Origin of the sequence: Roseomonas sp. AR75, from assembly GCF_005222815.1 — a bacterium.
Classification (GTDB): domain Bacteria; phylum Pseudomonadota; class Alphaproteobacteria; order Acetobacterales; family Acetobacteraceae; genus Falsiroseomonas.
On record NZ_STGB01000005.1, the window covers coordinates 521936 to 548816 of the forward strand.

Annotated in this window: 26 protein-coding genes; 17 read left to right on the forward strand and 9 right to left on the reverse strand. The window is 73.1% G+C overall.

The annotated features are described in order from the left end of the window. Position 1 precedes the first annotated feature (1 nt). Together E4T13_RS22000 and E4T13_RS22005 are read right to left on the reverse strand one after the other, a co-directional pair. On the reverse strand, positions 2–2062 hold the full coding sequence (locus E4T13_RS22000) for a protein-disulfide reductase DsbD (RefSeq protein ID WP_137180489.1): 2061 nt from the start codon (positions 2060–2062) through the stop codon (positions 2–4). Positions 2063–2135: 73 nt separating this feature from the next. Next, positions 2136–2690, reverse strand: a complete 555-nt coding sequence (locus tag E4T13_RS22005) for a hypothetical protein (RefSeq protein ID WP_137180490.1) — start codon at positions 2688–2690, stop codon at positions 2136–2138. A 137-nt stretch (positions 2691–2827) separates the two neighbouring features. On the opposite strand from E4T13_RS22005, the gene hrpB reads away from it, so the two are divergent. Then, positions 2828–5305, forward strand: coding sequence for an ATP-dependent helicase HrpB (gene hrpB / locus E4T13_RS22010; protein WP_137180491.1), 2478 nt, complete (start codon positions 2828–2830; stop codon positions 5303–5305). A gap of 300 nt (positions 5306–5605) precedes the next feature. Next, the gene (locus E4T13_RS30005) at positions 5606–7786 is read left to right on the forward strand and encodes a hypothetical protein (protein ID WP_170985144.1); all 2181 of its coding nucleotides are present in this window, start codon (positions 5606–5608) and stop codon (positions 7784–7786) included. Between the two features lie 166 nt (positions 7787–7952). Here E4T13_RS30005 and E4T13_RS22020 read toward each other — a convergent pair whose 3' ends face one another. From E4T13_RS22020 to E4T13_RS22035, 4 genes are all read right to left on the reverse strand, one after another. Further along, positions 7953–8489, reverse strand: coding sequence for a DUF882 domain-containing protein (locus tag E4T13_RS22020; RefSeq protein ID WP_170985145.1), 537 nt, complete (start codon positions 8487–8489; stop codon positions 7953–7955). A gap of 95 nt (positions 8490–8584) precedes the next feature. Next, positions 8585–10342, reverse strand: coding sequence for a sulfatase-like hydrolase/transferase (locus E4T13_RS22025; RefSeq protein ID WP_137180493.1), 1758 nt, complete (start codon positions 10340–10342; stop codon positions 8585–8587). Positions 10343–10445: 103 nt separating this feature from the next. Next, on the reverse strand, positions 10446–11312 hold the full coding sequence (locus tag E4T13_RS22030; RefSeq protein WP_137180494.1) for a branched-chain amino acid aminotransferase: 867 nt from the start codon (positions 11310–11312) through the stop codon (positions 10446–10448). Between the two features lie 38 nt (positions 11313–11350). Beyond that, positions 11351–12097 (reverse strand): GntR family transcriptional regulator, encoded by a 747-nt coding sequence (locus tag E4T13_RS22035; RefSeq protein WP_170985146.1) that lies wholly within the window; start codon positions 12095–12097, stop codon positions 11351–11353. 85 nt (positions 12098–12182) lie between these two features. On the opposite strand from E4T13_RS22035, the gene E4T13_RS22040 reads away from it, so the two are divergent. Together E4T13_RS22040 and E4T13_RS22045 are read left to right on the forward strand one after the other, a co-directional pair. Beyond that, positions 12183–12467 (forward strand): UxaA family hydrolase, encoded by a 285-nt coding sequence (locus E4T13_RS22040; RefSeq protein ID WP_137180496.1) that lies wholly within the window; start codon positions 12183–12185, stop codon positions 12465–12467. A 14-nt stretch (positions 12468–12481) separates the two neighbouring features. Next, positions 12482–13657 carry a UxaA family hydrolase gene (locus tag E4T13_RS22045; RefSeq protein ID WP_137180497.1) on the forward strand — a complete coding sequence of 392 codons (1176 nt, stop codon included), beginning with the start codon at positions 12482–12484 and terminating at the stop codon, positions 13655–13657. A gap of 33 nt (positions 13658–13690) precedes the next feature. Here E4T13_RS22045 and E4T13_RS22050 read toward each other — a convergent pair whose 3' ends face one another. After that, positions 13691–14266 (reverse strand): Uma2 family endonuclease, encoded by a 576-nt coding sequence (locus E4T13_RS22050; protein ID WP_137180498.1) that lies wholly within the window; start codon positions 14264–14266, stop codon positions 13691–13693. A gap of 145 nt (positions 14267–14411) precedes the next feature. Here E4T13_RS22050 and E4T13_RS30010 point away from each other — a divergent pair, with 145 nt between their 5' ends. The 3 genes from E4T13_RS30010 (at position 14412) to E4T13_RS22060 (ending at position 15086) form a co-directional block, all read left to right on the forward strand. Next, positions 14412–14588: a hypothetical protein gene (locus E4T13_RS30010; protein WP_170985147.1), complete on the forward strand. Its 177-nt coding sequence runs from the start codon at positions 14412–14414 to the stop codon at positions 14586–14588. Further along, positions 14585–14776, forward strand: a complete 192-nt coding sequence (locus E4T13_RS22055) for a hypothetical protein (protein ID WP_137180499.1) — start codon at positions 14585–14587, stop codon at positions 14774–14776. The genes E4T13_RS30010 and E4T13_RS22055 overlap by 4 nt, the downstream gene beginning before the upstream one ends. 130 nt (positions 14777–14906) lie before the next feature. Continuing rightward, positions 14907–15086 carry a hypothetical protein gene (locus tag E4T13_RS22060; protein ID WP_137180500.1) on the forward strand — a complete coding sequence of 60 codons (180 nt, stop codon included), beginning with the start codon at positions 14907–14909 and terminating at the stop codon, positions 15084–15086. Positions 15087–15116: 30 nt separating this feature from the next. On the opposite strand, the gene E4T13_RS22065 is transcribed toward E4T13_RS22060, so the two are convergent. Next, on the reverse strand, positions 15117–15695 hold the full coding sequence (locus E4T13_RS22065; RefSeq protein ID WP_170985148.1) for a Uma2 family endonuclease: 579 nt from the start codon (positions 15693–15695) through the stop codon (positions 15117–15119). A 96-nt stretch (positions 15696–15791) separates the two neighbouring features. On the opposite strand from E4T13_RS22065, the gene E4T13_RS22070 reads away from it, so the two are divergent. Beyond that, positions 15792–17519 carry a patatin-like phospholipase family protein gene (locus E4T13_RS22070; protein WP_137180502.1) on the forward strand — a complete coding sequence of 576 codons (1728 nt, stop codon included), beginning with the start codon at positions 15792–15794 and terminating at the stop codon, positions 17517–17519. Between the two features lie 154 nt (positions 17520–17673). Then, the gene (locus tag E4T13_RS30015; protein WP_170985149.1) at positions 17674–17838 is read left to right on the forward strand and encodes a hypothetical protein; all 165 of its coding nucleotides are present in this window, start codon (positions 17674–17676) and stop codon (positions 17836–17838) included. Between the two features lie 10 nt (positions 17839–17848). On the opposite strand, the gene E4T13_RS22075 is transcribed toward E4T13_RS30015, so the two are convergent. Next, a complete protein-coding gene (locus E4T13_RS22075) occupies positions 17849–18733 on the reverse strand; it encodes a DUF4394 domain-containing protein (protein ID WP_170985150.1) in 885 nt (294 codons plus the stop codon). A 152-nt stretch (positions 18734–18885) separates the two neighbouring features. Between E4T13_RS22075 and E4T13_RS22080 the strand changes: the two genes are divergently transcribed. From E4T13_RS22080 to E4T13_RS22115, 8 genes are all read left to right on the forward strand, one after another. Continuing rightward, positions 18886–19788 (forward strand): class I SAM-dependent methyltransferase, encoded by a 903-nt coding sequence (locus tag E4T13_RS22080; protein WP_137180504.1) that lies wholly within the window; start codon positions 18886–18888, stop codon positions 19786–19788. Between the two features lie 62 nt (positions 19789–19850). Continuing rightward, on the forward strand, positions 19851–20822 hold the full coding sequence (locus tag E4T13_RS22085; RefSeq protein WP_170985151.1) for a tripartite tricarboxylate transporter substrate binding protein: 972 nt from the start codon (positions 19851–19853) through the stop codon (positions 20820–20822). Positions 20823–20825: 3 nt separating this feature from the next. Further along, positions 20826–21827 (forward strand): Ldh family oxidoreductase, encoded by a 1002-nt coding sequence (locus E4T13_RS22090; protein WP_137180506.1) that lies wholly within the window; start codon positions 20826–20828, stop codon positions 21825–21827. Further along, entirely contained in the window at positions 21824–22933 is a 1110-nt protein-coding gene (locus E4T13_RS22095) for a 2OG-Fe(II) oxygenase (protein ID WP_137180507.1), read from the forward strand. Before E4T13_RS22090 ends, E4T13_RS22095 begins: the two co-directional genes overlap by 4 nt. Continuing rightward, complete coding sequence (locus tag E4T13_RS22100) at positions 22930–23667, forward strand: RNA methyltransferase (RefSeq protein ID WP_137180508.1); 738 nt, start codon at positions 22930–22932, stop codon at positions 23665–23667. Before E4T13_RS22095 ends, E4T13_RS22100 begins: the two co-directional genes overlap by 4 nt. Further along, positions 23664–24917, forward strand: coding sequence for an NAD(P)/FAD-dependent oxidoreductase (locus tag E4T13_RS22105; RefSeq protein ID WP_137180509.1), 1254 nt, complete (start codon positions 23664–23666; stop codon positions 24915–24917). The genes E4T13_RS22100 and E4T13_RS22105 overlap by 4 nt, the downstream gene beginning before the upstream one ends. A gap of 94 nt (positions 24918–25011) precedes the next feature. Next, entirely contained in the window at positions 25012–26082 is a 1071-nt protein-coding gene (locus E4T13_RS30275; RefSeq protein ID WP_206030268.1) for an ABC transporter permease, read from the forward strand. Then, positions 26079–26846, forward strand: coding sequence for an ABC transporter ATP-binding protein (locus E4T13_RS22115; RefSeq protein WP_206030269.1), 768 nt, complete (start codon positions 26079–26081; stop codon positions 26844–26846). Before E4T13_RS30275 ends, E4T13_RS22115 begins: the two co-directional genes overlap by 4 nt. The last annotated feature ends 35 nt before the right edge of the window (positions 26847–26881 follow it).

A 26881-nucleotide genomic window follows, 5' to 3' on the forward strand; every position in this document is an offset into this window, starting at 1 on the left:
TTTAGCTGCCGCCGAGCGCCCCGAGCACGATTCCCTCGGTCAGCAGCTGCGGCAGCAGCGCCGGCTCCGCGGCACCGGGCGCCCAGTAGAGATAGAGCGGGACGCCGGCGCGGCCATGCTCGCGCAGCAGCGCTGCGATGGCGGGGTCGCCGCGCGTCCAGTCGGCCTTGAGATAGGCCACGTCGCGCGCCGCGAAGGCGTCCTGCACGGCCGCGCCGCGCAGCGCGACACGTTCGTTCACCTGGCAGGTGATGCACCAGGCGGCGGTGGCGTTGACGAAAACCGGCCGGCCTTCCGCCCGCAGCGCGGCGACGCGCGAAGCGGACCAGGGCTCGGCGCCCGGCCCGGCATCGGAGGCCGCGGCGGAGGAGACGGCGGAAAGCCGCGGCAGCAGCGCAACCGCGGCGACCATCACCGCACCCGCGGTCATGCGGGCGAGCCGGGCGCTCCGCCCCTCCCCGCTGCGCTGCGCGACGCCGAGGGTCCAGAGGCCGATGGCCAGCAGCAGCCCGCCGGCCAGCGCCAGCATCACGCCATCGGGGCCGACCTGCTGCGCCAGCACCCAGACCAGCCAGGCGGCAGCGGCCAGCATGGGGAAGGCGAGCAATTGCCGGAACCGCTCCATCCAGGGGCCGGGGCGCGGCAGGCGGCGCGCCAGGCCGGGAAAGACCCCGAGCAGCGCATAGGGAAGTGCGAGGCCCAGGCCGAGCGCCAGGAACACCAGCATCGTCGCCGCCGGCGGCATCGCCACCGCAGCGCCCATCGCCGCCCCCATGAAGGGCGCGGTGCAGGGCGTGGCGAGCAGCACGGCGAGGGTGCCGGTGAAGAAGGCGCCGGCATGGCCGCCGCGCTCGGTCAGCGCCTGCCCGGCGGCGACCGGGCGCATCACGCTGAACACGCCGAGCAGGTTGAGCGCCACCGCCAGCATCAGCCAGGCCATGCCCGCGACGAATCCCGGCGAGGTGAACTGGAAGCCCCAGCCCACGGCCAGCCCCAGCGCGCGCAGCCCGACCATGGCGCCGCCGATCAGCGCGAAGCTGGCCAGCACGCCCAGCGTGTAGCTGGCCGCATGCGCGCGCACCTTGCCGCGCGCCTCGCCGGACAGCCGCGCGAGGCCCATGGCCTTCATCGCCAGCACCGGGAAGACGCAGGGCATCAGGTTCAGGATCAGCCCGCCGAGCAGCGCGAACAGCATCGCCTGTCCCAGCGGCAGCGCAGCGGCCACCGCGGCAGGCCCGGCGATGGGGGCAGCGATCTCGAAGGCCGGGCGCTGGCCGCTGAGGTCGCGCAGCACCACCACGCCCGCCAGCGCCGCGGGGGGGGCGCCCTCGGCCAGGGTCAGGCCGAGCACCAGCGCACCGCCCTGCCAGTGCATCGGCTGCGGGGCCACGTTGTCGAGCAGCCCGGGCTCGTTCGGGAAGAACAGCGCCTCCTGCACCAGGCCCGGCGAGAGGCCGGGGCCGGAGAGGGTCAGGCTGGCCTGCCGCCCGGTGGCGCCGGCGCGCAGCGACCAGGGCGCCGGGCGCGCCGCCTTCGTCTCCGCCGCCGCGAAGGCGGCCTCCATGCTCGGGGAGGGCATCGGCCGCTCGGCGACGGGCAGGGTCAGGGTGAAGCTGCCTTCCTCGGGGATGCAGACATCCGCGCAGACCAGCCAGGTGGCGTCGGCGGTCAGGGCGAAGCTGTCGCCGGGCATGGCCGTGTCCGGCACCCGGACCGGGAAGGGCAGCAGGACCTCGCCGGAATAGCCGAAATTCACCAGCGGGCCGTAGGGGATGCGCTCGGGCGCCGGCCAGGCGATCGGCCCGGCGCTGGCGCCTTCGGGCAGGCCAAGCGTGACCTCCGGCGGCGCGCCGGCATCGCCGGCATTGCGCCAATAGGTGTGCCACCCCGGCGAGAGCCGCAGCCGCAACCCCGCCTGGAAGGTCTGGCCCGGCGCGACGGCGGCGGAATCGGCGGCGAGCGTCACCACGGCCCGCGGCGAGCGCAGCGCCGTGCTCTCCACCGCGAGCGCCGGGGCAGAGAGGGTCAGGCCGAGAAGGAGAAGCGCGAGGCGGCGCATCATCGACGCATAGAACGGGACGCAGGGGTGGAAGGGCAAGGCCCGCGGGTGCAGCCCTGGCCCGCGCGGCGCCCGGTCAGGCCGGGCGGCGGCGGTGGCCGAGCCCGATAAGCCCGAACAGCCCCGCGGCCAGCAGGCCCGCCGAAGCCGGTGCCGGAACGGCCGTCGTCGCGCCGACGTCGAATGCCAGGAGGACGTAGCTGCGCTCGGACCAGGATTGTCCCGTCACGTCCAGGGTCACGGAATTGGCCGTGAAGCTGATGTCGGCCGCTGCCAGACCCGTCACGCCGACGCTGTCGGCGATCGTCACGCCGACCAGCCCGGCGGGGAAGCCGGCGAAGTCGAGACCGGTGAGCCCGAGGGTCCAGGCGCCACCGGTCCAAATCACCGAAAGGCCATCGGCCATGGTGAAGCGGACCGAGTAGGCACCGACGTCGCTGGTCACGATCGGACCGGCGGGGATGGAATAGGTAAACTCGCTGCCGGGCGTCACCACGACCGCCGAGCCCGGTGCCACCGTGACGTTCGGTCCGGTGATCGAGGCTCCGACGGTATCGCCGATCAGCGACGCCTGCGCCGGCAACGCGCCGCCGATGCCGGCGACGAGCGCCAGGGCGAGAAACCGAGACATCACCATGTCCAGAACTCCAGATCGTTCAATGCAATTAAGCACGGTTTGTAACCAAATGTCTCGTCAAATCGCCGATGCCGCAATGTTCTTGCATGCGGTGTTCAGGCGCCGCGTATCGGGGCAAACACTGCTGGCCCATGCCGACGCTCCCCGAACTCCCCGTCTCCGAGGCCCTGCCCCGCCTGGCCGCCGCGCTGCGCGACGGGTCCAACGCCGTGCTGGTCGCACCGCCCGGCGCCGGCAAGACCACGCTGGCACCGCTGGCCCTGATGGCGGAGCCCTGGGCGGCGTCGGGAAAGATTCTTGTCCTCGAACCGCGCCGGGTTGCCGCCCGCGCCGCCGCGCGGCGGATGGCGGAGCTGGTGGGGGAAGCGCAGCCCGGCGGGACCATCGGCCTGGCCACCAGGCTCGACCGCGCCGTTTCCGACCGCACCCGGGTCGAGGTGGTGACGGAGGGGCTGCTGGTGCGGCGGCTGCAATCCGATCCCGGCCTGGATGGCGTCGCGGCAGTGCTGTTCGACGAGGCGCATGAGCGCAACCTGGACACCGACCTGGCGCTGGCGCTGTGCCTGGACCTGCAGCGCGCGTTGCGGCCGGAGCTCAGGCTGCTGGCGATGTCCGCCACGCTCGACATCGCGCGCTTCGCGGCCGTGCTGGGCGACTGCCCGGTCATCGAGTCACTCGGCCGCGCCTTCCCCGTGGCCGTCGAGCACCGCACCCGCGACCTCGCCGAGCCGCGCGAATTGCCCGAGGCCATGGCCGCCGCCATCCGCGCCGCACTGACGAAAAATCCGGGCGACGTGCTGGCCTTCCTGCCGGGCTGGGGCGAGATCCGGCGCACCGCGGAGCGGCTTGCCGGCGTGGATGCGGAGGTGATCCCGCTGCATGGCGAGCTGCCGCCGGCCGAGCAGGACCGCGCTCTCAATCCGCATCCCCAGGGCCGGCGCAAGGTGGTGCTCGCGACCTCGATCGCGGAGACCTCGCTGACCGTGCCGGGGGTGCGGATCGTCGTGGATGGCGGGTTCCGGCGCGCGCCGCGGCTCGATCCTGCGTCGGGCCTCACGCGGCTGGTGACGGTTCGGATCAGCAAGGCGGCGGCGGAGCAGCGCGCCGGCCGCGCCGGCCGCACCGCGCCCGGCATCGCGATCCGGCTGTGGACGGAGGCGCTGCATCGCGGCCTGCCGCAGGCCGACCGGCCCGAGATTTTCGATGCCGAACTGTCCGGGCTGGCGCTGGACCTGGCCGCCTGGGGTGCAACGGAAGACAGCCTCGCCTTCCTCGACCCGCCGCCCGCGGGCGCGCTGGCGGCGGGGCGGGCGCTGCTGCGCACCCTCGACGCGCTGGACGAGGCAGGCCGGATCACCGCGATGGGCCGGGCGATGGCGCGGATGGGCACGCATCCCCGCCTTGCCCGCATGCTGCTCGCGGCGGCGGACGAGGGCGAGAAGGCACTGGCGGCCGACCTCGCCGCGCTGCTGGAGGAACGCGATCCGATCCGGGGGCGGGAGGCGGCGGCGGACATCAATGCCCGCCTCGAACTGCTGCATGGCGCGGATCATCCGCAGGCGGACCGCGCGACCGTCCAGCGCATCCGCCGTGCCGCGGCGATGCACCGGCGGCGGCTGCGCCTGCACGGCAACGCCTTGCCCGGCGGCGAGGCCGGGCCGCTGCTCGCCGCCGGCTTCCCCGACCGCATCGCGGCGAAGCGCGGCACGATGGATGGCGCCTTCCGCCTCGCCGGGTTTGGCGTTGCCGGCTCCGCCGGGGGCCAGGGCGCGCGCCTCGCCGCCAACGATCCACTGGCCAAGGCGCCGCTGCTCGCGGTGGCGGACCTGGAATTGCAGGGCACCGAGGCGCGCATACGCATGGCCGCGCCGCTCGACCTCGCGACGCTGGAAGCCCGCTTCCCCGAGCGCCTGCGCTGGGAAACCAGCGCGAGTTTCGACGCGCGCGCGGGCGCGGTGCTGGCGCGGCGCCGGCGCCTGTTCGGCCCGCTGGTGCTGGAGGAGCACATCCTGCCCGCACCGGACGTGGCGACCGTCGCCGCCGCGCTCGCCGCCGCCATCGCCGAGCGCGGCTTCCGCGACCTGGACTGGACCGAGGCCGCGAAGCAGACCCGCGCAAGGCTGCGCTGGATGCGCCAGGCGGAGGGCGAGGGCTGGCCCGATGTCTCCGACGCCGCGCTGGCCGCCACGGTGCAGGACTGGCTCGCGCCGCATCTGCACGGTCGCACCAAGCTGGCCGAGGCGAAGGCGCTGGACGTCACAACGCTGCTGCGCGGCCTGGTGCCGTATGACCGCCAGCGCCGGCTCGACGCCGCCCTGCCCGCCCGCCTTGACCTGCCCGGCGGGCGCAGCGCCGCGGTGGATTACGACCGGGAGGTGCCGACGCTGGAAGCCCGCGCGCAGCACCTGTTCGGCCTGGATGCGCTTCCGCCGCTCGCCGGGGGCCGCGTGCCCCTTCAGGCCGCGCTGCTCTCCCCGGCCGGGCGGCCGATCGCGCTGACCGGCGACCTGCACGGCTTCTGGCGCGGCGGCTGGCGCGACGCCCGCAAGGACATGCGCGGCCGCTACCCGAAGCACGCCTGGCCGGAGGAGCCCTGGCGGGAGCCTTGAGGCGGGCGAAGGTTTCACCTTCGCCCCTCAGTCGCCGGCGCTGCGCTTGGCTTCGCGCCATTTGGCGCGGGCCGCGTACGCGGCCTCGGACGCCTGCGGCGTCCGCATCCAGCCCAGGTGCTTGCAAATGTCAGGAATGGTCGCGCCGGCGCATCGGCGCATCAACGCCCGCGACAGACGACGGATTTTCGGGCAGGATTGACGCGGGGCGTCGTTGCGGCTGCCCTGTCGTCATGATGCGTCTGGCGCCCGGAGGGCGCGGCAGCGCGCATGGCGACGCCAAGGCGAAGGGGGTCTGGGATGCTCAACAGGTCGCGCTGGCAGGGGCCCGCGCTCATCGCTCTGATGCCCTTCGCGCTGGCCGGCTGCGGCTACACGCTGCAGAGCGACGCCACCATCGCCGACAACCAGCGCGCGCTCGCCGCCGCGGAGGCGCGCGGCACCCAGCTCAACACCCGGGTCGGCGAGCTGGAAGCCTCGCTCGCCGCCGAGCGCCGCGCCCGCGGCGACCTGGCCGCGCTGGAGCAGCAATTGCAGCGCGCCCGTGGCTCGCTCGCCAACGCCGAGCGCGGCAAGCGCAACGCCGATGCCGAGGTGGTGCGCCTGCGCGCCGCACTGGCCGAGGAGGAGCAGCGCCTCGCCGCGCTGCAGGGCCAGTCGGGCGAGCTGCAGCAGGCCACTGGCCGCACCCGCGACGAGCTGACCTCCGCCGAGCAGCGCCTTGCCGGGCTGCGCAGCCAGATCGCCAGCGAGGAGACGCGGCTCGCCGGGCTCCGCCGCGATGCGGGCGCCGAGGAACAGCGCCTCGCCGGCCTGCGCGGCAATGCGGCGTCGGAGGAGAACCGCCTCGCCGGGTTGCGTGGCGCGGCGAGCGCGGAGGAATCGCGCCTGGCCGGTCTGCGCGGCAACAGCGCCTCCGAGGAGCAGCGCCTGGCCGGGCTGCGCCGCGATGCCGGCGCCGAGGACCAGCGCCTCGCCGGGCTGCGGCGCGATGCGGCCGCCACGGAACGGCGGCTTGCGGAACTGCGGGACCAGGGCGCGGCGCAGGATCGCCGCCTCGCCGCGTTGGAGGAGCGCCGGACGGCGGAGGAACGCCGCCTCGCCTCGCTGCAGCAGCAGGCGGGCGAATCGGAGCAGCGCCTGGCAGGGCTGCGCACCACCATCGGCCAGGCCGAGCAGACCCTGGCGCAGCGCCAGCAGGCCGGCGGCGAGGCCGACCGCCGCCTCGCCGGGCTGCGCGACAACGCCGCCGCCGAGGAGCGCCGGCTGGAAGGGCTGCGCAACACCATCGCCCAGGCCGAACGGTCGCTGGCCGAGCGCCAGGGCGCGGGCGCGGAGGCGGAGCGCCGCCTCGCCGGGCTGCGGGAGAATGCCGCGGCCGAGGAACAGCGGCTCGCCGCGCTGCGCGACACGCTGGCGCAGGCCCAGGGCCAGCTCGGCGAGCGCCAGGCGGCGCTGGCCGAGGCGACGCGCCAGCTTGCCGCGCTGCGCGACACCAGCACGACCGAGCAGGGCCGCCTGCAGGGGCTGCGCGGCGAGATCCAGGGTGCGCAGGGCACGCTGGCCGAGCGCCAGCAGGCCGCGGCGGAAGCCGAGCGTCGCCTTGCCGGGCTGCGCGAGGCCGCCACAGCCGAGGAGCGGCGCGTGCAGGCGCTGCGCGCCGATGCCGGCGCGGCGGAGCGGGACCTGGCGGGCCGTCGCGGCGCGCTGGCCGAGCTCGAGACGCGCATCGGCCGCGCCACCCAGGCGGAGACCGACGCGAGCGGTCGCGTGCGCGGGCTGGAGGAACGCGCCGGCGGGCTCGGCCGCGACATCGCGGCAAGCGAGCAGCGCGTGGCGGCCCTGCGGCAGCAGGTGGCCGCGGCGGAGCAGGCGCTGAACGAGCGTCGCGGCGCCGTCAGCCAGGCGGAGACGGGGCTCGCGAGCCTCGGCAGCCAGCGCGAGGCCGCGGCCAATGCGCTGCGGGAGCTGGAATCGCGCAACGCCGCGCTGCGCGAGCAGGTGGGCGCGCAGGAACGGCGCCTGGCCGAGTTGCGCAACGGCGCCGCCGCCGAGGAGCGCAACCTGCAGGCCGCGCGCGGCGAGGTGCAGGCGGCCGGCGAGCAGCTCGCCACGCGCCGTGCGGCCCTGGCCGAGGCGGAGCAGCGGCTGGCCGCCGCGGGCAATGCCGGCGATGCCGCCGCGGCGCGGCTGCGCGGGTTGGAGGAGCAGGCGCAGCGTATCGCCGGCAGCACCGACGGCATCCGCCAGGAGCAGGAGCGCCTGCGGCAGGCGGTGGACGGGCTGCGCAGCGAGGTCGCGGAGATGGAGCGCCGCCGCGCCGACCTCTCCACCCAGATCGCGCAGGCCGAGGACCGGCTGCGCGCCGGGCGGCAGGAGCTGGCAGCGCTGGGCGAGCGGCTGGCGCGCGAGCGGCAGGCGCTGGAAGCGCCGCGCACGGGATCGGACGCGGCGCCGGTGCAGGGCCAGCCGCGGCAGTAGTCGGCGCCAGCGGGTCGGGGCGTTCGCGCCCCCACCCCGACCCTCCCCCGCACAGCGGGGGAGGGAGAAGGTGGCGACCGTCCCATCCCTCCCCTGCGAAGCGGGGAAGAGTGCCTGAGCGAGGCGAAGGCGGGTGGGGGCGCGGCGGACCTTGCGGGAGGAGGCCCTACCGCCAGCGCGTCCAGACGCGCTGCGGGCCGATATCCATGTGGACGAAGCGCGGATAGACGCCGATGCCGAGGAAGCCGAGGCGGCGCGACAAGGTCCACACCGCCATCGCGACGTCGTTCGGCGCCATGCCCGGCACCACGATATCCGCCGCCTGCCCGACCAGATGCAGGCTGGCCGGGGCCGCGCCTTCCAGCGAGGCATTGGTGCGCGGCGTGCGATAGCCGGATCGCACGATCAGCGGACGCGTGTAGCCCCACTGCTCCTGCAGGACCGAGAGCATGTCCGCCAGCAGCGGCGGCAGCGGGCCCTCGGTGCCGACATGCATGTCGCGCAGCAGGTGCCGCAGCTTCGACAGCGCGCGCGGGTCGTATTCCTCGCCGGCGCGATAGGCGGTGGCGAGTTCCTCGCCGGCCCCGTTGCGCACCCAGAGGAAGCGCTCCGGCGCGGTAACCGCTTTCGCGGCGCGCGCCCAGAGCACCCCGAGCGGGATGGCGGCGGCGGCACGGAGGAGGGTTCGGCGCGTGGTCGGCACGCGCCGAGGATTCGCGCGGGGAAGGCCGCGAGTCCATTCAACTCGCGGGCCGGTTGCGTAGGGAAGTGTACGAAATTGGAGAGGTGGCGCGGCGCCTACAGGTCCACGCGCGTGATGCTCCAATCGATCAGCGGGATGTTCGGCATCTCGCGGCCGTCATCCACGCCGATCTCAACGGCGATGGCGCGTTCCAGCTTGGCGCGCATCGCATCCACCAGCGGGGCATGCGCGCCCCGGTCGGCGGCGAGGTTCACCATCTCCTCGGGGTCGGCCTCGAGGTCGTAGAGCTCGACATCGTTGTCGCGATACAGCGCGTCGAGGTCCATCGGGCGGTTGCGCTCGCGCGGGGAGAAGTAGCGGGTGAAGCGGTAGCGGCCGTCGAAGACGCTGCGCAGGCTGCCGCGCTTGCGCAGGTCCGGCGCGAAGCGCTGGCGCAGCATCGCCGCCTTCGGGTCGCGGCCCTGCGCCTGCGCCTCCGACACCAGCTTCCACAGGTTGCTGTCGTTGGTGGCGAGGCCGCTATAGGTGAACAGCACGCCCTCATGCAGCGCATTCGCCGGCGCCGCGCCGGGGTTGGCGAGCAGCGTCGCCATGTTCTTCCCCGGCAGCTCGCGGCCGGCGAAGGTCGCGGTGTCGGTCGCGCTGGCCCCGGCCAGCGCAATCAGGCTCGGCACCAGGTCGATGTGGCTGGTCAGCGCGCGGCAGTCCTGCCCGCCGCGCACATCCGGATGCGTCAGCACGAAGGGGATGTGGACGGATTCGCGATAGGCGTACGGCCCCTTGCCGTGCAGCCCATGCGCGCCGCCCATCTCGCCATGATCCGAGGTGAGCGCGACGGCGGTGCGGTCGGTCAGGCCGAGCGCGTCCATCTCATTCAGCACGCGCAGGATCTGCGCATCCACGGCGCGAATGCTGTTGACGTAGAAATCGTTGAAGCGGCGCCAGGGCGCTTCCTCGCGCGGGATCTCGCCGAGCACGTAGTTCCACATGCGATGGAACTCGGCATGCGCCCGCGGCCGGCCCGGCGCATCGAAGGATTGCCGCATGCTGGCCGGCACCGGCAGATCCCAATGGTCGCGATAGGCCGCGTGATCCGGGGCGGGCGCGGCGTGCATGATCAGGTTGCCGCTGTCCTGCACGCGCTGCCCCGGCAGGTCGGTGTTGAAATACATGATGTCGTGCGGGTTCACGAGGCTGACGAACAGCGCCCAGGGCCTGCCCTGCGCGTTGAGCTGCTGCCCGTGACGGCGCAGCCAGGTGATGGCGCTGCCGGCGACGAGATGGTCGAAGTGGTAGCCGCCGAGCGTGTGGCCGATGATGTCGCCGGGCGAAAAATAGTCGGAGAAGCCGTACTCATCCATCTCCCGCGTGAAGAGCCGGTCGGGTTCCTCGCTGTCGAACCTGTCGTTCAGGTGCCACTTGCCCTTGTACGCCGTGTAGTAGCCGGCCTTGCGCAGCATGTGGCCGATGGTCGGGATCCGCGTGGAGAGGTTGCGCATCCAGGGCACGTCGGTGTTCTCGAACATGCCGTTGTCGGGCGTCTGCAGCCCCGTCATCATCACCGCGCGCGAGGAGGTGCACATCACCGCCGAACAGTAATGCGCGTTGAAGGTCACGCCGCTGCGCGCCAGGCGCTCCTGGGCGGGCAGGGACAGGCCGGTGGGCAGGCGCGGCAGCACGCGCTGCTGGTCGGTGAACAGGAACAGCAGGTTGGGCGGGCGCCCGCGCGCGGGATCGGTGCTGATGGCGGGTGCCGTCTGCGCCGCGGCGATGGTCGCGTGACGCGCGGCGAGCGCGCCGGCGGCGGCGCCGAGCAGCAGGCGGCGGGTGGCGCCCGGCATTGCGATGGTCATCGACGGATCGGCCCTTCCTGACCCGCCTTCCCTGCACGCTTCCCCGGCGCCATGCAACGCGCCGGAGGTGTCCGTTTGTCGCAGAGTGAAACCGGTGGCCGGATCAGCCCGCCTTGGGCAGGATGCGCCAGGTCTTCTCCGCCCAGTCGAAGTAGAGCTCGCGCGCCTTGCGCGCCATCGGGCCGGGTTGCAGGGCGCGGCCATTGTAGTTGGTGCAGGGCTGCACCTTCGCGTAGTTGCCCGTGGAAAAGATCTCGTCGGCCTCGTCGAGCTCGGCGGGCGCGACGGCGCGTTCCTCGACCGTCACCCCGGCCTCGCGCAGCAGGGCGATGATGCGCTGGCGCGTGATGCCGTTGAGGAAGGTGCCGTTCGGCGCGGGGGTGATGACCTTGCCGTCCTTCACGAACATCAGGTTGGACGCGGCGAATTCGGCGACGTTGCCGCCTTCGTCACACAGCACCGCCATGTCGAAGCCGCGCTCCACCGCCCAGGCGGTCGCGCGCGCGCCATTGGGATAGAGGCAGGACGCCTTGGCATCGGTCGGCGCCATGTCCGGCGCCGGGCGGCGGAACGGCGCCATGGTGGCGGAGAAGCCGGTGAAGCCGGGCAGCGGGCTGTCGTAGATCGCCAGCACGAAATCCGTGCTGTCCGCATCCGGCCGCGCCGCGCCCAGGCCCTTCCGCACGAAGAACATCGGGCGGAGGTAGAGCGTCGCCTTCGGCCCCATCTTCCCGATGCCCTCGCGGCACAGCGCCTCGATCTCGGCCGCGGTCTTGGTGGGCTTCATCAGCATCGCCTTGGCGGAGGCCACGCAGCGGGCGCAATGGCGGTCGAGGTCGGGCGCCAGGCCCTCGATCGCGCGGCCGCCATCGAAGATGACGGAGCCGAGCCAGAAGGCGTGGTCCATGGGGCCGGTGAGCTTCGGCTCCTCGGTGGACCACTGCCCGTCGTACCAGAACACGCCGGCCATGCCGTTCCTCCGTCTATCGCTGGGATGTCTCTGCCACGTCAGGCGAGCGTGTTGAAGTATTCGTGCCGCCGCGTATCGGCATGGGAGATGCGCAACTCCACCGGGCGGTCGCCGATGGCGATGGCGACGCGCTGGATGCGCAGCACCGGCGCGCCAGGTTCAAGGCCGAGCGGACCGGCGACGGGGGCCGGCGCGGCGACGGCCCGCAGGCGTTCGTCGGTGCGGATCACCGAATGGCCGAAGCGGCGCTGATACAGGCCATAGACTGTGCCGTCGCGGCCCGCGAAGGCGGCACGGTCCAGGCCGGGGAACAGCACCTTGGGCAGCCAGAGATCGTCCAGCACCACGGGGCTTGCGCCGATGCGCTGGAGGTTGCGGGCGAAGACCATGGGCGTGCCGGCGGCCAGGCCGAGATGCGGCGCCGCCCAGGCCGGGCAGGGGACGGCGCCGCGGAACTCCAGCAGTTCCGTGTCCGGCAGCACGCGGCGGCCATCCTCGGGGTGGATGTGGAAGAAGTAGAAGGCGGTGCGGTCGGCGTCGTCACGGCGGAGGCGCGCCATCGCGTCTATATCGGGGACGAAGGTGCCGCGGCCCTGGCGGCGCACCAGCACGCGCGCGGCCACCAGCTCGTCCACCGCGCGGCGGACGGTGCCGATGGCGCAGCCGAAGCGCGCGGCGAGCTTGGCTTCCGAGGGCAGCGGCGTTCCCGCGGGATATTCGCCGGCGGCCAGCGCCGCTTCCAGCGAATCGCGGATGATGCGCCAGAGGGGCGGTTCGGCATTCACGCGGTCATCTAACTCATCTAGTTGACCTGCGGTCAAGCGCGCACTAGCTTCCGGCCTGCCCGAACGGAGAGGGGAAGGAAGCGCGATGACGATCCATTTCGTCGTCCATGACGAAGGCGACAGCGTCGGCGTGGTGGTCGTGGAAGGCCTGAAGGCCGGCACGAAGCTCACCGGCTGGATCATGGACCAGGACAAGCTGATCGAGTTCGACGCCAAGAACGACATCCCGATCGGCCACAAGCTGGCGATCAAGGCGATCGGCAACGGCGACACCATCATCAAATACGGCGTGGATATCGGCCGCGCGGTGAAGCCGATCGGCGCGGGCGAGCACCTGCACGTCCACAACGTCAAGACGAAGCGCTGGTAAGGGGAAACGCGATCATGGGCATCGACCTCAAGAGCGCGACCTTCGAAGGCTGGCGCCGCGACAACGGCCGGATGGGCGTGCGCAACCACGTGCTGATCCTGCCGGTGGACGACATCTCCAACGCCGCGGCCGAAGGCGTGGCGCGCAACATCCAGGGCACGCTGGCGATCCCGCACGCCTACGGGCGGCTGCAGTTCGGCGCCGACCTCGACCTGCATTTCCGCACCATCATCGGCACGGGCTGCAACCCGAACGTCGCCGCGGTCGTGGTGATCGGCATCGAGCTCGGCTGGGCCGGCAAGGTGGCCGAGGGCATCGCCAAGACCGGCAAGCCGGTGGAATTCTTCGCCATCGAGCAGAATGGCGACATCAACACCATCGCCGCCGCGTCCCGCGCCGCCTACCGCATGGTGAAATACGCCACCGCGCTGAAGAAGACGCGCGCGCCGCTGCAGGACCTCTGGGTCAGCACGAAGTGCGGCGAGAGCGACACGACCTCGGGCCTCGCCTCCTGCCCGACCGTCGGCAATTCCTTCGACAAGCTCTGGGAGAACGGCAACACGCTGGTCTTCGGCGAGACGACGGAGCTGACCGGCGGCGAGCACCTGGTCGCGGCGCGCTGCAAGACGCCGGAGATCCGCGCGCAGTTCCAGAAGATGTTCGACCGCTACCAGGCGGTGGTCGAGGCCAACAAGACCTCCGACCTGTCCGAGAGCCAGCCGACCAAGGGCAACATCGAGGGTGGCCTGACCACCATCGAGGAGAAGGCGCTCGGCAACATCCAGAAGATCGGCAAGAAGTGCACGGTGGACGGCGTGCTCGACAAGGCCGAGGAACCGACGCATCCGGGGCTGTGGTTCATGGATTCGTCGTCCGCCGCGGCGGAGATGGTGACGCTCTGCGCGGCCTCCGGCTTCGCGGTGCACACCTTCCCGACCGGCCAGGGCAACGTGATCGGCAACCCGATCGTGCCGGTGATCAAGCTGACGGCCAATCCGCGCACGATGCGCACCATGTCCGAGCATATCGACGTAGATGTGACGGGCATCCTGCAGCGGAAGATGAACATGGACGATGCGGGCGAGGCGCTGCTCGACTGCATCATCCGCACCGCCGATGGCCAGCACACGGCGGCCGAGATCCTCGGCCACCGCGAATACAGCCTGACGCGCCTCTACGAGAGCGCCTGACGCAGGAAACCGGCCGGGGCGGCGACGCCCCGGCTACTGCCCGACACCGGCGGGATACAGTGCCTCGATCGGCGCGGCGTAGCCGATGCTGTCGAGCTCAAGCGTCCCGTCCGTAACGATCAGCGGCCGCGCGGGCCATTCGCCCTGGGCGTCGCGGCGCAACAGCTCGGCGCAGCGCGTGGCGGTGCGCAGCACCAGGATCTCCTTCACGCTGGGCATGCTGGCGTAGGCCCAGACATTGGCCCAGGTGTCGCGCGCATTGCCGGCGGAGAGGATCTCCACCACCAGCACGGGCTCGCGCAGCATCACGTCGTTCGCCGCGACGGGCGCGCAGGTCACGGCGAGGTCGGGCACGCGGAAGTTGAAGTCGGCCCGGACCTTCGGCACGACGCCGGGCGCGGTCACCACGGTGCAGGGACTGCGTCGGTCGGCCAGATGAGTCACGAGGCGCGCCGCGACCAGCGCCTGCAACACGCCATGTCCGACCTTGGCCGGGGCCATCGCGACCGGCTCGCCGTCGATCAACTGCCAGCGCTGCCCGTCATCGGGGCACCATTCGAGGAATTCGGCGACGGTCATGTTGGCCGGCGCCCGCAGGGTGGCGGACATGCGCGCAGCCTAGCACAGCCCCCCTCCCCCCGCGCCATCGGCGAAGCAAAGCGACAACGGCCGCGAAGCGCGCGTGAAATGCGACGCGGCCATCCTGTGTTCACCGGCGACATGCCAGTCGCCCGGGACCGCAGGAGACCGCGCCATGCGCCGCACCACCGTCTTCGTCCTGTTCGCCTTCCTGGGCTTCCTCTTCGCCTTCGTCTCGGCGCTGCCTTCCGCGCGCTCCGCGGCCCCTTCCCCGGCCACCGCCGAAGTGCCGGCGGAATGGATGGCCAAGGCGCTGGCCAGCCGCCCCTTCATGCCGCCGGCCTCGCGATGAGAAGCGCCGGGCTGCTTGGCGCGCTGGCACTCGCCGCCGCCGCCCTCGCCTTCGCCGCGCCGACGCCGCCGGCCCGCTCCGCGACCCCGGTGGAGATGCGCGCGGCGGATCGCAACGGGGACCTGCCGCTGCACTGGGTGCAGCAGGCGCTCACCGACATGCCGTTCCTGACGCCGGGTCGGAACTGACCCCCGCGCAACAAGCGAAGCAATCGCGCAATGCGGCGCCGAGCCGTGAAGCCGTGGCGAAACCTGCGGCCGCCAGACTTCAACCCACGGGCACCGCGCCGGCCGCCCACGGGACGAGAGAGATCACGCGATGAACCGCACCGCCATCCTGCTCACCTTCGCCTTCATCGGCTTCATGATCGCCTTCGCCAGCGCGATGCCCGCCACGCGCCCCGGCGCGGCAGCCACGGCGGCCGGGGAGGAGGTGCCGGCGCAATGGATGGCCCGCGCCCTCTCCGCCCGGCCCTTCATGCCGCCCGCGCCGCGCTGAGCGGGCGGGTTTCCGCTACGCCTCGGACGCTCAGCCGGCCAGCGCCGTCGTGCGGTAGAGCGCGGCGAGCGGCGCGCGGAAGCCGATGCTGTCGAGCGCAAGATCGCCCTCGATCATGATCTCCGGTTCCTTCGGCCAGGTGCCGTCGGCGGCGCGCCGGAGCAGTTCCGCCTTCCGCTCATCCTGGTGCAGGACCAGGATCTCGCGCAGGGCGGGAATGGTGGTGTAGGCCCAGACATTGGCGCGGGTCTGCCGGGCATTGCCGTGCGAGAGAATCTCGACCAGCAGTACCGGGTCGCGCGTCTCGAGCTGGTTCGCGGCGGGCGGCGCGCAGCTCACGCCGATATCGGGAACCCGGACATTGTGCCGCGCATTGGCATGCGGGACGATGCCGGGCGTCGTCGAGACGACGCACGGGCTGCCAATGCGCTCCAGATGGTTCGCCAGCAGGCGGCCGGCTTCCGCCAGCAGCCGCCCGCGCGCGTCAGGCACCGATGCAAGCGACACCGGCTCGCCGTCCACGAGCTGCCAGCGCTGCCCGTCCTCCGGGCACCACTCCCGAAACTCGGCGACGGTCAGGTCGTCGGGCAGCTTCAGCGTGGGCGACATGGCGCCATCATGCCACGTTCGCCCTCCGGTCCGGCAGCCCGAATCGGCGCGCGCCCGGCGGCCCTTCCGCGCTAGCCTGGGCGCGGGAGGTACCGCATGAGCACCACCGAAGACCCGCCGCCCTTCGAGATCGGCATCGTCGCCGCCGGCGCCGTCTCGGCCGGCGCCTATACCGCCGGCGTGCTCGACCTGTTGTTCGAGGCGATGGACGCCTTCGAGGCGGCGCGGGAGGCCGGCCTGGAAGGCGTGCCCACCCATCGGGTCATGCTGCGCGCCATGGTCGGCGCCTCGGCCGGGGCGATGAACGCCGCCACCGTCGCCGCATGGGCCAATCGCAGCTTCGAGCCGATGAGCGCAAGCAGCCTGCCGGATGCCGCGGCGCGGCGCAGCAACCCCTTCGCCTGGGCCTGGGTGGACCAGCCGCACATCACCCGCCTGCTCGACACCACCGACCTCGATGCCGGCCAGTTCCGCTCCGTGCTGAACGGCGCCTGGCTTTCGGATGCGGTGGACCAGATCCTCTCGCCCGATCCGCAGCGCGCCGACGGTCTGCTGCCGAGCGACGCGCCGAAGCATCGCGGCTGGATCGCCGACCTGCGGGTGCGCATGACCGTCGGCAACCTCACCGGCACGCCCTACACCCTGACCTTCGAAGGCGGCGACAAGGTCGCCGGCGGCATGATGGACCATGCCGAGGTGATGGATTTCCTCGCCATGCCGACAGGCGCGAAGCCGCCGGCGAGCTACCTGCCGCTGCCCGGCGACGCCGCGCGCGGCGACCCCACCTGGGCATCGCTCGGCGAGGCCGCGCTCGCCTCCGGCGCCTTCCCCGGCGCGCTGCCGGCCCGCGCGCTGAGCCGCCTGCCGGAGAACCGCGCGCGCCGCCCGGTCTTCGTGCCGCGGAACGACCCGGACCGGCCGAACGAGGGCGTGTGGGAGGTGCTGGAGCCGGATTGGAACGTGCTCGGCGCCGATCGCGGGACGCTGCTCTGCGTGGATGGCGGCATCGCGAACAACGAGCCGACCGATCTCTGCCGCGACGCGCTGCTGATCAAGCGCGACGCGCCGCTCTCGCCGAAGCCGGCGGAGGCGACGCAGGCGATGATCATGGTGGACCCCTTCCCCGATCCGCCGACGCCCGGACCGCGGGACGCCGAAGCCGCGCTGCCGCGCATCCTCTCCGCCCTGATCACCGCCTGGAAGGACCAGGCGCGCTTCCGCCCGGTGGATATCTGGCTCGCCACGCAATCGGACGTGTTCAGCCGGCAGATCATCGCGCCGAGCGCGGAAGGCGGCGGCCGGCCGAAGGATCGCTCGCCGCTGGCCGGCGGCGCGCTGGGCGGCTTCCTCGGCTTCTTCTGCCGCGATTTCCGCGAGCATGACTTCCTGCTCGGCCGGCACAATTGCCGCAGCTTCCTGCAGCATTACTTCACCGTGCCGGTGGACAACGTGGTGGTGCGCCACTGGGCCTGCACCGCCGATGGCGCGCCGACGCCGCTGGCGCTGCGGCTGATGCGCGAACACGGGCTGGACGAGGCCGCCGGCAAGGTGCCGCTGGTCTGGCTGGCGCCGCATCTGCGCGATCCCCGCGATCCCGCGAAGGACCCGGTGCCGCAGCCGGCCTGGCCGGTGGGCCGCTTCCGCCCGGCCGAGCTGGAAGCCGCCTTCGCCAAGCGCATCCGGCGCGTGCTGCGGGCGCTCTCCGGGCATCTCGGCAGCTTCGGCGGCGCGCTGACCACGGGGCTCGGCTGGCTGCCCGCATGGCTCGGCAGCCGCAGGATCGTGGCGCTGCTGGAGGAGGCGAAGCGCGACAGCAATTTGTGACGCGCAGCGCGGCCGCGCGACACAGCGTTTCGCCCGCCGCGCAGCGGCACGACACCGCTGCAACAACCCGTGCCATCGGCCCGCAATGCGGCGGGCGCAGAACCCTGTCCCACGGGCGGCGCTTCCGCCGCCCCTCGGACAGGACCTTCCTACCATGGCCCGCATCGCCCTCGCCGCGCTCGCGCTGCTGCTCGCCACCGCCTCCGCCGAGGCCGGCATCCGCCCCTACGGGATCCTCCCCGCCCCCGCCGTGGCGATCGAGGCGCCGGCCGGTCAGCCCGCGCCGATCGACGGGGCCAGCGCCGAGGAGCGGCGCTGACCCAAGCCGCTCAGCCCCGCCGGCGCCGCGCCGCGACCAGGCCGAACAGTCCCATGCCGAGGAGGGCGAGCGATGCGGGCTCCGGCACCGCGACGCCGTCGATCGTCCCGACCGCCACGTCGCTCACCGCACGCCCGAACCCGCCGACCAGGGTCGCGACGCCGCTCGTCAGGTCGATGGTGTAGAAGCCGTTGAAGCCGTTCTCGAGGGTGAGCGAGGCGAAGCCCACGCCGCTCGGCCCGTCGATGTCGAAGCCCTGCGCGCCATCCGCGGCGAGGTCCACGCCGAGCGCGCCGATCGTCGCCAGCAGCCCGGCATTGGCAGGGTTCTGCAGCACCAGCGCATCCGTCGCCGCGTCGAGGTCGAAGAGCATCGTCGCGGTCTGCGGGCCGGGGTTCTGGTTGGTGTAGGCCGCCGCGGTGACGTTCGGCGCCGTTCCCGCATTGGGGTCGCCCGCCTGGTAGGACAACGGCGTGTCGGTGTTGGTGATGGGCACGCCGTCCAGCATGGTGATCCGCAGGTTCTGCCCGTTGGCATTCACGATGCGCACGGCATCCGGCACCGGGTTGAAGCTGAAGCCGTAGCCCGGGCCGGAATTCGGCACATTCGTCACCAGCGTGGCCGCGCCGCTGCCGGTGTCGATGGTGTAGAGCCCGCCCGACCGGCCGAAGCCGTAGAGCACGCCGTTGGAAGGCCGCGTGTCGATGCCGAGGATCGCATCGCCCGCGGTGAGGCCCGTGACGGCGAGGGAGCGGGTGATGACCCCGGGCGCGGCGGAGTCGAACTGCACCAGCGTCGCCGGGCCGGCGACGCCGATGATCGGCACGGCCAGCGCCGGCGCGGCCGCGAGGGCGGCCATGGCGGTGGTGGCGAGCAGGGCAAGGCGGATCGTCATGTCGTTCTCCCGGTTGGCGACAGCCGCGCTACGGGCGGGGACGGCGACCGGATGCAGAATGACCCGCATCACGAGCCGGTGAGCGCGCGGATGCCCCGCCTCCAGTCCGGGGGTGGCTCCGAGCCACCGGCGGAATGCGCTAGAGAGGCGCGATGCGCGCAGACACCGATCGCTTCGTCCCGCCCGGCTATGCCGCCGGCGCGCCCGTGCCGTGGTGGGTGAAGCTCGGCGTGAAGCTGGTGCTGGGCAGCCTGCCGGTGCCGGCGCGCGTCTGGCGGGCGCTCGGGCTGCGCCGCCATTCCTTCGCCGCGGACGATCCCGCGCGGCTGGTGCCGCCGCTGGCCGACCGCATCGCCCTGGCGACGCAGCGCATCGGCCGCGCGCCGCGCAGCGTGCTGGAGATCGGGCCGGGCGCGATGGTGCGGCGCGCCCCCATCGCGGCGGCGCTCGGCCTCGGCCCGATCCTCTATCTCGATGTCGAGGACGATGCGCCGCGGGAACTCGACCCCTATCGGCGAGCGGCGGAGGCGGCGCGCGCGGCGGGTCTTGCGCCGCCCGACCTCTCGGGCTGCGCGACGCATGAGGATGTGCTGGCCGCCTGCGGCGCGCGGCTGCTGATCGGCGGGCCGGAGCGGCTGGCGGAGATCCCGCCCGGCTCGGTGGACCTGGTGTTCTCGGAAGTCGCGCTGGAGCATGTGCGGCGCGACGCGCTGGCGCCGTTGCTGCGCGCGCTGCGCCGGGTGAGCGCGCCCGACGGCATCGGACTGCACGGCGTGGATTTCCACGACCATCTCGGCGGCGCGCTGCGCCATCTGCGCTTCGCGCCGTCCTTCTGGGAAGGTGCTGCGGTGGGGCGCGCGGGTCTCTACAACAACCGGCTCGGCCTGTCGGAGATGCTCGAGCAATTCGCCGAAGCCGGCTTCGCCGCGACGGCGACGCATCGCCTGCTGTGGGAGGCGCCGCCGCTGCCGCCGGGCGGCGCGCATCCCGGCCTGCATCGGCGCGCAGAGGATGACCACGTCTGCTATGCCGACATCGAGGCGCGGCCGGCATGACGCCTTGCCGCAACGGCGCGGCGCCGCCACTCTGCGGGGATCAAGACCACAGGGAGACGCCCATGATCCGCCGCCGCACCACGCTCGGCCTTGCCGCCACGCTGGCCCTGCCGGGCCTCGCCCGCGCGCAGCAGAATTTTCCCGACCGCCAGCTCCGCTACATCGTGCCCTTCGCCCCTGCCGGCCTCACCGACATCATGGCGCGGCTGGTGGCGCAGAAGATGAGCCAGAACATCGGGCAGCCCGTGGTCGTGGACAACCGCGCCGGCGGGAATGCGCTGATCGGCGCCGACATGGCGGCCAAGGCGGCGCCGGACGGCTACACGCTGCTGGCGATCACGCTGACGCATGCGGTGAACTACACGCTGTTCCCCAACGCGCCCTACGACTTCAAGCGCGATTTCACCGCGCTCTCGGTGCTGGGATCGCTGCCGCTGGTGGTGGTGGTGAATGCCGAGAAGAGCCCGGCGCGCAACCTGGCGCAGCTGATGGAGCTGGCGCGCACGCGCACGCTGAACGGCGGCACCTCCGGCAACGGCTCGCCGCCGCATCTGGGGCTGGAGCTGTTCCGCCAGGTCTCGCGCGCCGGCGACAACATCACCCATGTGCCCTATCGCGGCGGCGCGCCGGGCGTGACGGACCTGGCCGCCGGCAATCTCGACCTGATGGTGAGCAACCTGCCGGAATGCCTGGCGCAGATCCGCGGCGGCCGCCTGCGTCCGCTGGCCATCACCAGCGCCGAGCGCCACCCGCTGGTGCCGGAGGTGCCCACGGTGCGCGAGGTGGGCGTCGCGGAGCTCGAGATCACCAACTGGACCGCCGTGCTGACGCAGAGCGGGACGCCGCAGCCGATCCGCGCGAAGCTGGAGGCCGAGGTGCAGAAGGCGATCCACGACCCCGATACCACGCGCCGCGCGCAGGAGGGCGGCTTCCAGGTGCTGGGCTGGGACGCCGCGAAGTCCGGCCAGTTCGTCAATGCCGAGACGGATCGCTGGGCCAAGCTCGTGCGCGAAGCGAACATCAAGGTCGACTGACGCATGGCGCGACTGTCCCTTCCTGAAGCCGAGGCGCTGGCGCGCGAGGCGCTCGCGGCCGCCGGCGCCAATCCGCGCATGGCGGCGCTGACCGCCGCCGCGCTGGTGGCGGCGGAGGCGGAGGGGCAGTCCGGCCACGGCCTGTCGCGCGTGGCGATGTATGCGGGCTTCCTGCGCAACGGCCGCGCCGACGGCAGCGCGGAACCCGCCATCGCCGCGCAGCGCGGCGGCGCCGTGCTGGTGGATGCGCGGCATGGCCTGGCCTATCCGGCGCTCGATCTCGCCGTGCGGGAGGCGGCGTCGCGCGCCACGTCGCACGGCATCGCCTTCGCCGGCATCACCAACAGCCACCACAGCGGCGCGATGGGCCTGCCGGTCGCGGCGCTGGCGCGGCAGGGGCTGGTCGCGCTGGCCTTCACCAACTCGCCCGCCGCGATGCCGGTGCCGGGCGGACGGCGGCCGCTGATGGGCACCAACCCCGTCGCCGCGGCCTTCCCGCGGCGTGCCGACGATCCGCTGGTGATCGACCTCGCGCTGAGCGAAGTGGCGCGCGGCAAGATCATGGTCGCGGCCAAGGAGGGGAAGCCGATCCCCGAGGGCTGGGCGCTGGATGCGGAGGGCAACCCCACCACCGACGCCAAGGCCGCGCTGGGCGGCGCGATGCTCGCCATGGGCGGCACGAAGGGTGCGCTGCTGGCGCTGGTGGTGGAACTGCTCTGCTGCGCGCTGACCGGCGCCGCCTTCGGCTTCGAGGCCGACAGCTTCTTCGAGGCCGAGGGCAACCGCCCGCGCCTGGGGCAGGCGATCCTGGCGATCGATCCCGGCGCGCTGGCCGGGCATGACGCCTTCGGCGAGCGGCTGGAGACGCTGCTGTCGGCGATGCTCGCCGATCCCGGCGTGCGCCTGCCCGGCAGCCGGCGCGCGGCGCTTGCCCGCCGGGCGGCAGCGGACGGCATCGACGTGCCGCCGGCGGTGCTGTCGGCGTTGGGGAGGCCGCCCGCATGATCCGCCCGCGCACCAGCATCGGCGAGCCGGTCGCCGATTTCCACGCGCGCTCCGCCGTCAATCCGCGCTTCGCCTTCAACACGCTGGCCGGGCGCTGGCTGATGGTGCTGATCCCGGGTTCGCTCGCCGAGCCCGGCAAGTCGGAGCGGCTGGCGGCGATGGTGGCGCCGCATGCGCAGCGGCTGGATACCGACAACGCCTACATGATCATCCTCGGCACCGATCCCGCGGATGATCGCGCCGGACGGCTGAAGGACGGCACGGGCATCCGCGTGCTGTGGGACGACGACGGCAGCGCGCGCCGCGCCCTGCGCGCCGAGGACCAGGACGGCACGCCCTGCACCGGCTGGCTGCTGCTGGACCCGATGCTGCGCGTCTTCGGCCTCTGGCCGCTGGAGGAGGGCGCGCAGGCGATGGCGACGCTGGCGATGCTGCCGCCGCCCGCGCAGCATGCCGGCGTCCCGCTGCATGCGCCGGTGCTGATCGTGCCGCGGGTGTTCGAGCCGGCCTTCTGCCGCACGCTGATCGCCCTCTATGAGGCGCAGGGCGGCGGCGAGAGCGGCTTCATGCGCGACGTGGGCGGCAAGACGGTGGGGCTGCTCGATGCCGGGCACAAGCGGCGCAAGGATGCCGTCATCGAGGATGCGGCGATGCAGGCCCAGTTCCGTGCGCGGCTGGTCGCGCGGCTGGTGCCGGAGATCCAGCGCGCCTTCGCCTTCAAGGCCACGCGGATCGAGCGCTACATCGTCGCCTGCTACGATTCCGCCGAGCAGGGCTTCTTCCGCGCGCATCGCGACAACACCACGCTCGGCACCGCGCACCGGAAATTCGCGGTGACGATCAACCTGAACACCGGGGAATACGAAGGCGGCGATCTCTGCTTCCCGGAATTCGGGCCGCAGACCTATCGCGCGCCGCTCGGCGGCGCCGTGGTGTTCTCCTGCTCGCTGCTGCACGAGGCGCGGCCGGTGACGCAGGGACGACGCTACGCGACTCTGCCCTTCCTCTATGACGACGAGGCGGCGGCGCTGCGCCAGCGCAACCAGCAGTTCCTTGCCACGGGCCAGGTGGCGCCCGCCGCGCCAGCCCCCGCCGCCGCGCCTTGAACGCCGCCCAGACCGAGCGCATCGCCGGCCTCGCCGCGGTGGCCGCGCTGTTCGCGCGCCGGCCGGCCTCCGTGCTGCGGCTGTTCTACCTGCCGACGCGCCGGCGCGAGGCCGGGCCGCTCTGCAAGGAACTCGCCGCCGCGCGCAAGCCTTATCGCGAGGTGCCGCAGGAGGAACTCGCCCGCATCGCCGGCACGCCGCATCATGGCGGCATCGTCGCGGTGGCGGAGGCGCGCGCCGTGCCGGAGCTTGGCGCGCCCTTCCCCACCGCGCTGCTGGCGGCGCGCGTGCTGCCGGTGCTGGATGCCGTGGGCAACCCGCACAATCTCGGTGCCATCGCGCGCAGCGCGGCGTTCTTCGGCTGCGCGGGGCTGCTGCTGTCGGGCGACGCGCGCCAGGCGGGGCTGTCGGACGCCGCCTATCGTACGGCGGAAGGTGGTCTGGAGCATCTGGCGCTTTACCGCGTTGCCAGCCTGCCGGTGGCGCTGCGCGCCATGGCGCCGCGCTTCACCACCGTCGCGGCGGTGTCGCAGGGCGGCGTCGCGCCGGCGGCGCTGCCGCGGAACAAGCCTTTCGCGCTGCTGCTGGGCAATGAGGAGACCGGGCCGAACGCCGCTGCCATCGGCGCCTGCGCGCATCGCGTGACGCTGCCGGGGTCGGGACGGGTGGAGAGCCTGAACGTGTCCGTGGCGGCGGCGGTGCTGATCAGCGCGCTGGAATCGCTCGCGCCGTGAGCGATTGCGACATCCTGGTGATCGGCGCGGGCGTCGCCGGCATCGCCGCCGCGCGCGCGGCGATCGCGGCAGGGCGCAGCGTGCGCGTGCTGGAGGCGCGCGACCGGATCGGCGGACGGGCGCTGACCGACACCAGCCTCGGCCTCCCCTTCGACCTCGGCGCGACCTGGCTGCACGATGCCGAGCACAACCCGCTGACCGATCTCGCGCGCGGCCTCGGTATCGCCCTCGCCGACAGCGACGCGCTGCGCAACGAGATCACCTTCGTCGGCGACCGGCGCATCACGAAGGCGGAGGACGCCGCATACGACGCGGCCTGGGGCGCCTTCGAGACCACGATCCGCGACCGCGCCGCGCAGCCCGGCCCCGACATCGCCGCCGCCGAGGCCGCGCCGCAAGGCGGCCCCTGGGACGCCACCGTCGCCGCCTGGCAGGGCCGCGTCATCGCCGCCTGGCCGCTCGAGGCGATCAGCCTGCGGGATTTCGCCGCGACGCTGCTCTCCGGCGCGAACCTGCTGCCCGAGGGCGGGCTGGGCGCGCTGGTCGCCCGGCTGGGCGAAGGGCTGCCCGTGACACTGGCTGCGCCGGTGGAACGGCTGCGCTGGGGTGGCACCGAAGCGGTTGCGGAGGGCGCCTTCGGCAGCCTGCGCGCGCGGGCGGTGATCTGCACCCTGCCGACCACGGTTCTGGCCGCCGGCGCGCTCCGCCTCGACCCCGCCTTGCCGGAGATCGCCCAGGCCGCGGAGGACCTGCCCCTGGGTGCCGCGATCAAGATCGCGCTGGCGGCGAAGGGCGCGGACCGGCTCGGCCTGCCCGATCACTGCTCCACCGACCGGCAGGTGGGACCGGGCGAGGACCTGATCCCCATCACCTTCTGGCCGCAGGGGCGGCCCCTCGCCAGCGCCTGGATCGGCGGCCCTCTTGCGGTGGAGGCGGCACGGGAAGGCCCGCAGGCGGCCGAGTCGCTGCTGCGCGCGGAGATCGCGGCGCGGCTCGGCACCCGCGCACCGGACGCCTTCCGGCCGGGTGCGCTGGTCTCCGGCTGGGTGACCGACCCCTGGACCCGCGGCGCCTACAGCCATGCGCGGATCGGCGCGGCCGGCGCGCGCGCCGTGCTGGCGGCGCCGCTGGCAGGCGGCCGGTTGTGCTTCGCCGGAGAGGCCTGCCACCCGAGCCTGGCCGGCACGGTGGCCGGCGCCTGGCTCTCCGGCGGCCGGGCGGCCGAACACGCCATCGCGGCCACGGCTTGACCGCGGCGCTGCGCCACCGAATTGATGCCGGATGAGTGAGGCCCGGACCGCCCGAGGAGGCGCCCTGTCGGACGCCCCCCCGGGCGGCTGTGCGATGACCGTGGATTCGGGCGTGGTGACGCTTGCCGGCCGGCTGGACACGATGGCGGCATCCGACCTGTGGCCGAAGCTGATGGCGCAGGCCGCCGGCGGACCGGTGGTGCTGGATGTCGCCGGCGTCACCGCGCTGGATACGACGGGCGCCACGCTGCTGCTGACCGCGGAGGCGGCGGGCAGCGGCAACAGCATCCGCGGCGCGCCCCCGAAGGTGACCGACGTGCTGGAGCGGGTGCGCACCGCGCTCGCCGCGCCGCGGCCGAAGCCGGAGAAGGGGCTGCCGCTGCTGGCACGGATCGGCAAGGCGACCTGGAATGCCGGACGCAACGCGCTGGGCAGCGTCGGCTTCCTGGGCGAGTTGACGCTGATCGCGCTCGGCACGCTGCTGCGGCCCTGGCGGCTGCGCCTGGGGGAGGTGCTGCGCCACCTGGACGAGGCCGGCACCCGTGCCTTCCCGCTGACCCTGCTGCTGGGCTTCCTGCTGGGCGTGATCCTGGCCTTCCAGAGCGCGATCCCGCTGCGCCGCTTCGGCGCGGAGATCTTCGTGCCCAACCTGGTCGGCATCTCCCTGCTGCGCGAACTCGGGCCGCTGATGGCCGGCGTGATCCTGGCCGGGCGCACCGGCAGCGCCTATGCCGCCGAACTCGGCACGATGAGCGTGAACGAGGAGGTGGCGGCGCTGCGCATCATGGGCGTGGACCCGATGGGGCTGCTGGTGCTGCCGCGCGTGATGGCGGGCGTGTTGGTGATGCCGGTGCTGTCGCTGCTGCTGACGCTGGCGGGGCTGGCCGGCATGGCGCTGATCATGGGGCTGTTCGGCTTCCCGCTGACCACGGTGATGCAGCAGCTTTCGCAATGGCTGCACCTGGGCGACATGCTGGGCGGGCTGTTCAAGGCCTGCTTCTTCGGCCTGGCGATCGCCGCCATCGGCTGCCGCGCCGGCCTCGGCGCCGGGCGTGGCCCGCGCGCGGTGGGCGATGCGGCGACCAGCGCGGTGGTGGGCGGCATCGTCTCCATCATCCTGCTCGATGGCCTGTTCGCGGTGCTGTACGAGAGGCTTGGCTGGTGACGGCACAAGCGGGCGATGCCGAGGCCGTGATCCACTGCGAGGGGATCACCGCCGGCTTCGGCAGCAACATCCTGTTCCGCGACGTCACCTTCGAGGTGAGGCGCGGCGAGGTCTTCGTGATCCTCGGCGGCTCCGGCTGCGGCAAGTCCACGCTGCTGAAGCTGATGATCGGGCTGGTGCCGCCGCTGGCGGGCACGGTCACGATCCTCGGCACCGATGTCTGGGCCACCGAGGGCCAGGCGCGGCTGGACCTGCTGACGCGCATCGGCGTGATGTGGCAGCAGGGCGCGCTGTTCGGCTCCCAGACGCTGCTCGAGAATGTGGAGATGCCGCTGGCCGAGCACACCTCGCTGGGCAGCGCGGCGCGGGCGGAGGTGGCGCGCGCCAAGCTTGGACTGGTCGGGCTTTCGGAAGCGGCGAACCGCCTGCCGTCGGAGGTCTCGGGCGGCATGCTGAAGCGTGCGGGGGTTGCGCGCGCGCTGGCGCTCGATCCGCCCATCCTGTTCCTGGACGAGCCTTCGGCGGGGCTCGATCCGATCACCTCCGCGGGCCTGGACGACATGATCCGTGACCTGTCGCGCACGCTCGGCACCACCTTCGTGGTGGTGACGCATGAGCTGGCTTCCATCCTTGCCATCGGCGACCGCTGCATCATGCTCGACAAGGAAGCGAAGGGCATGATCGCCGAGGGCGACCCGCGCAAGCTGCGCGACGAGAGCACCCAGCCCACGGTCCGGGCCTTCTTCCGGCGCGAGGCGGCATGAGGAACGCAGCAGCACCGCACGACCTGCCGGCAGCG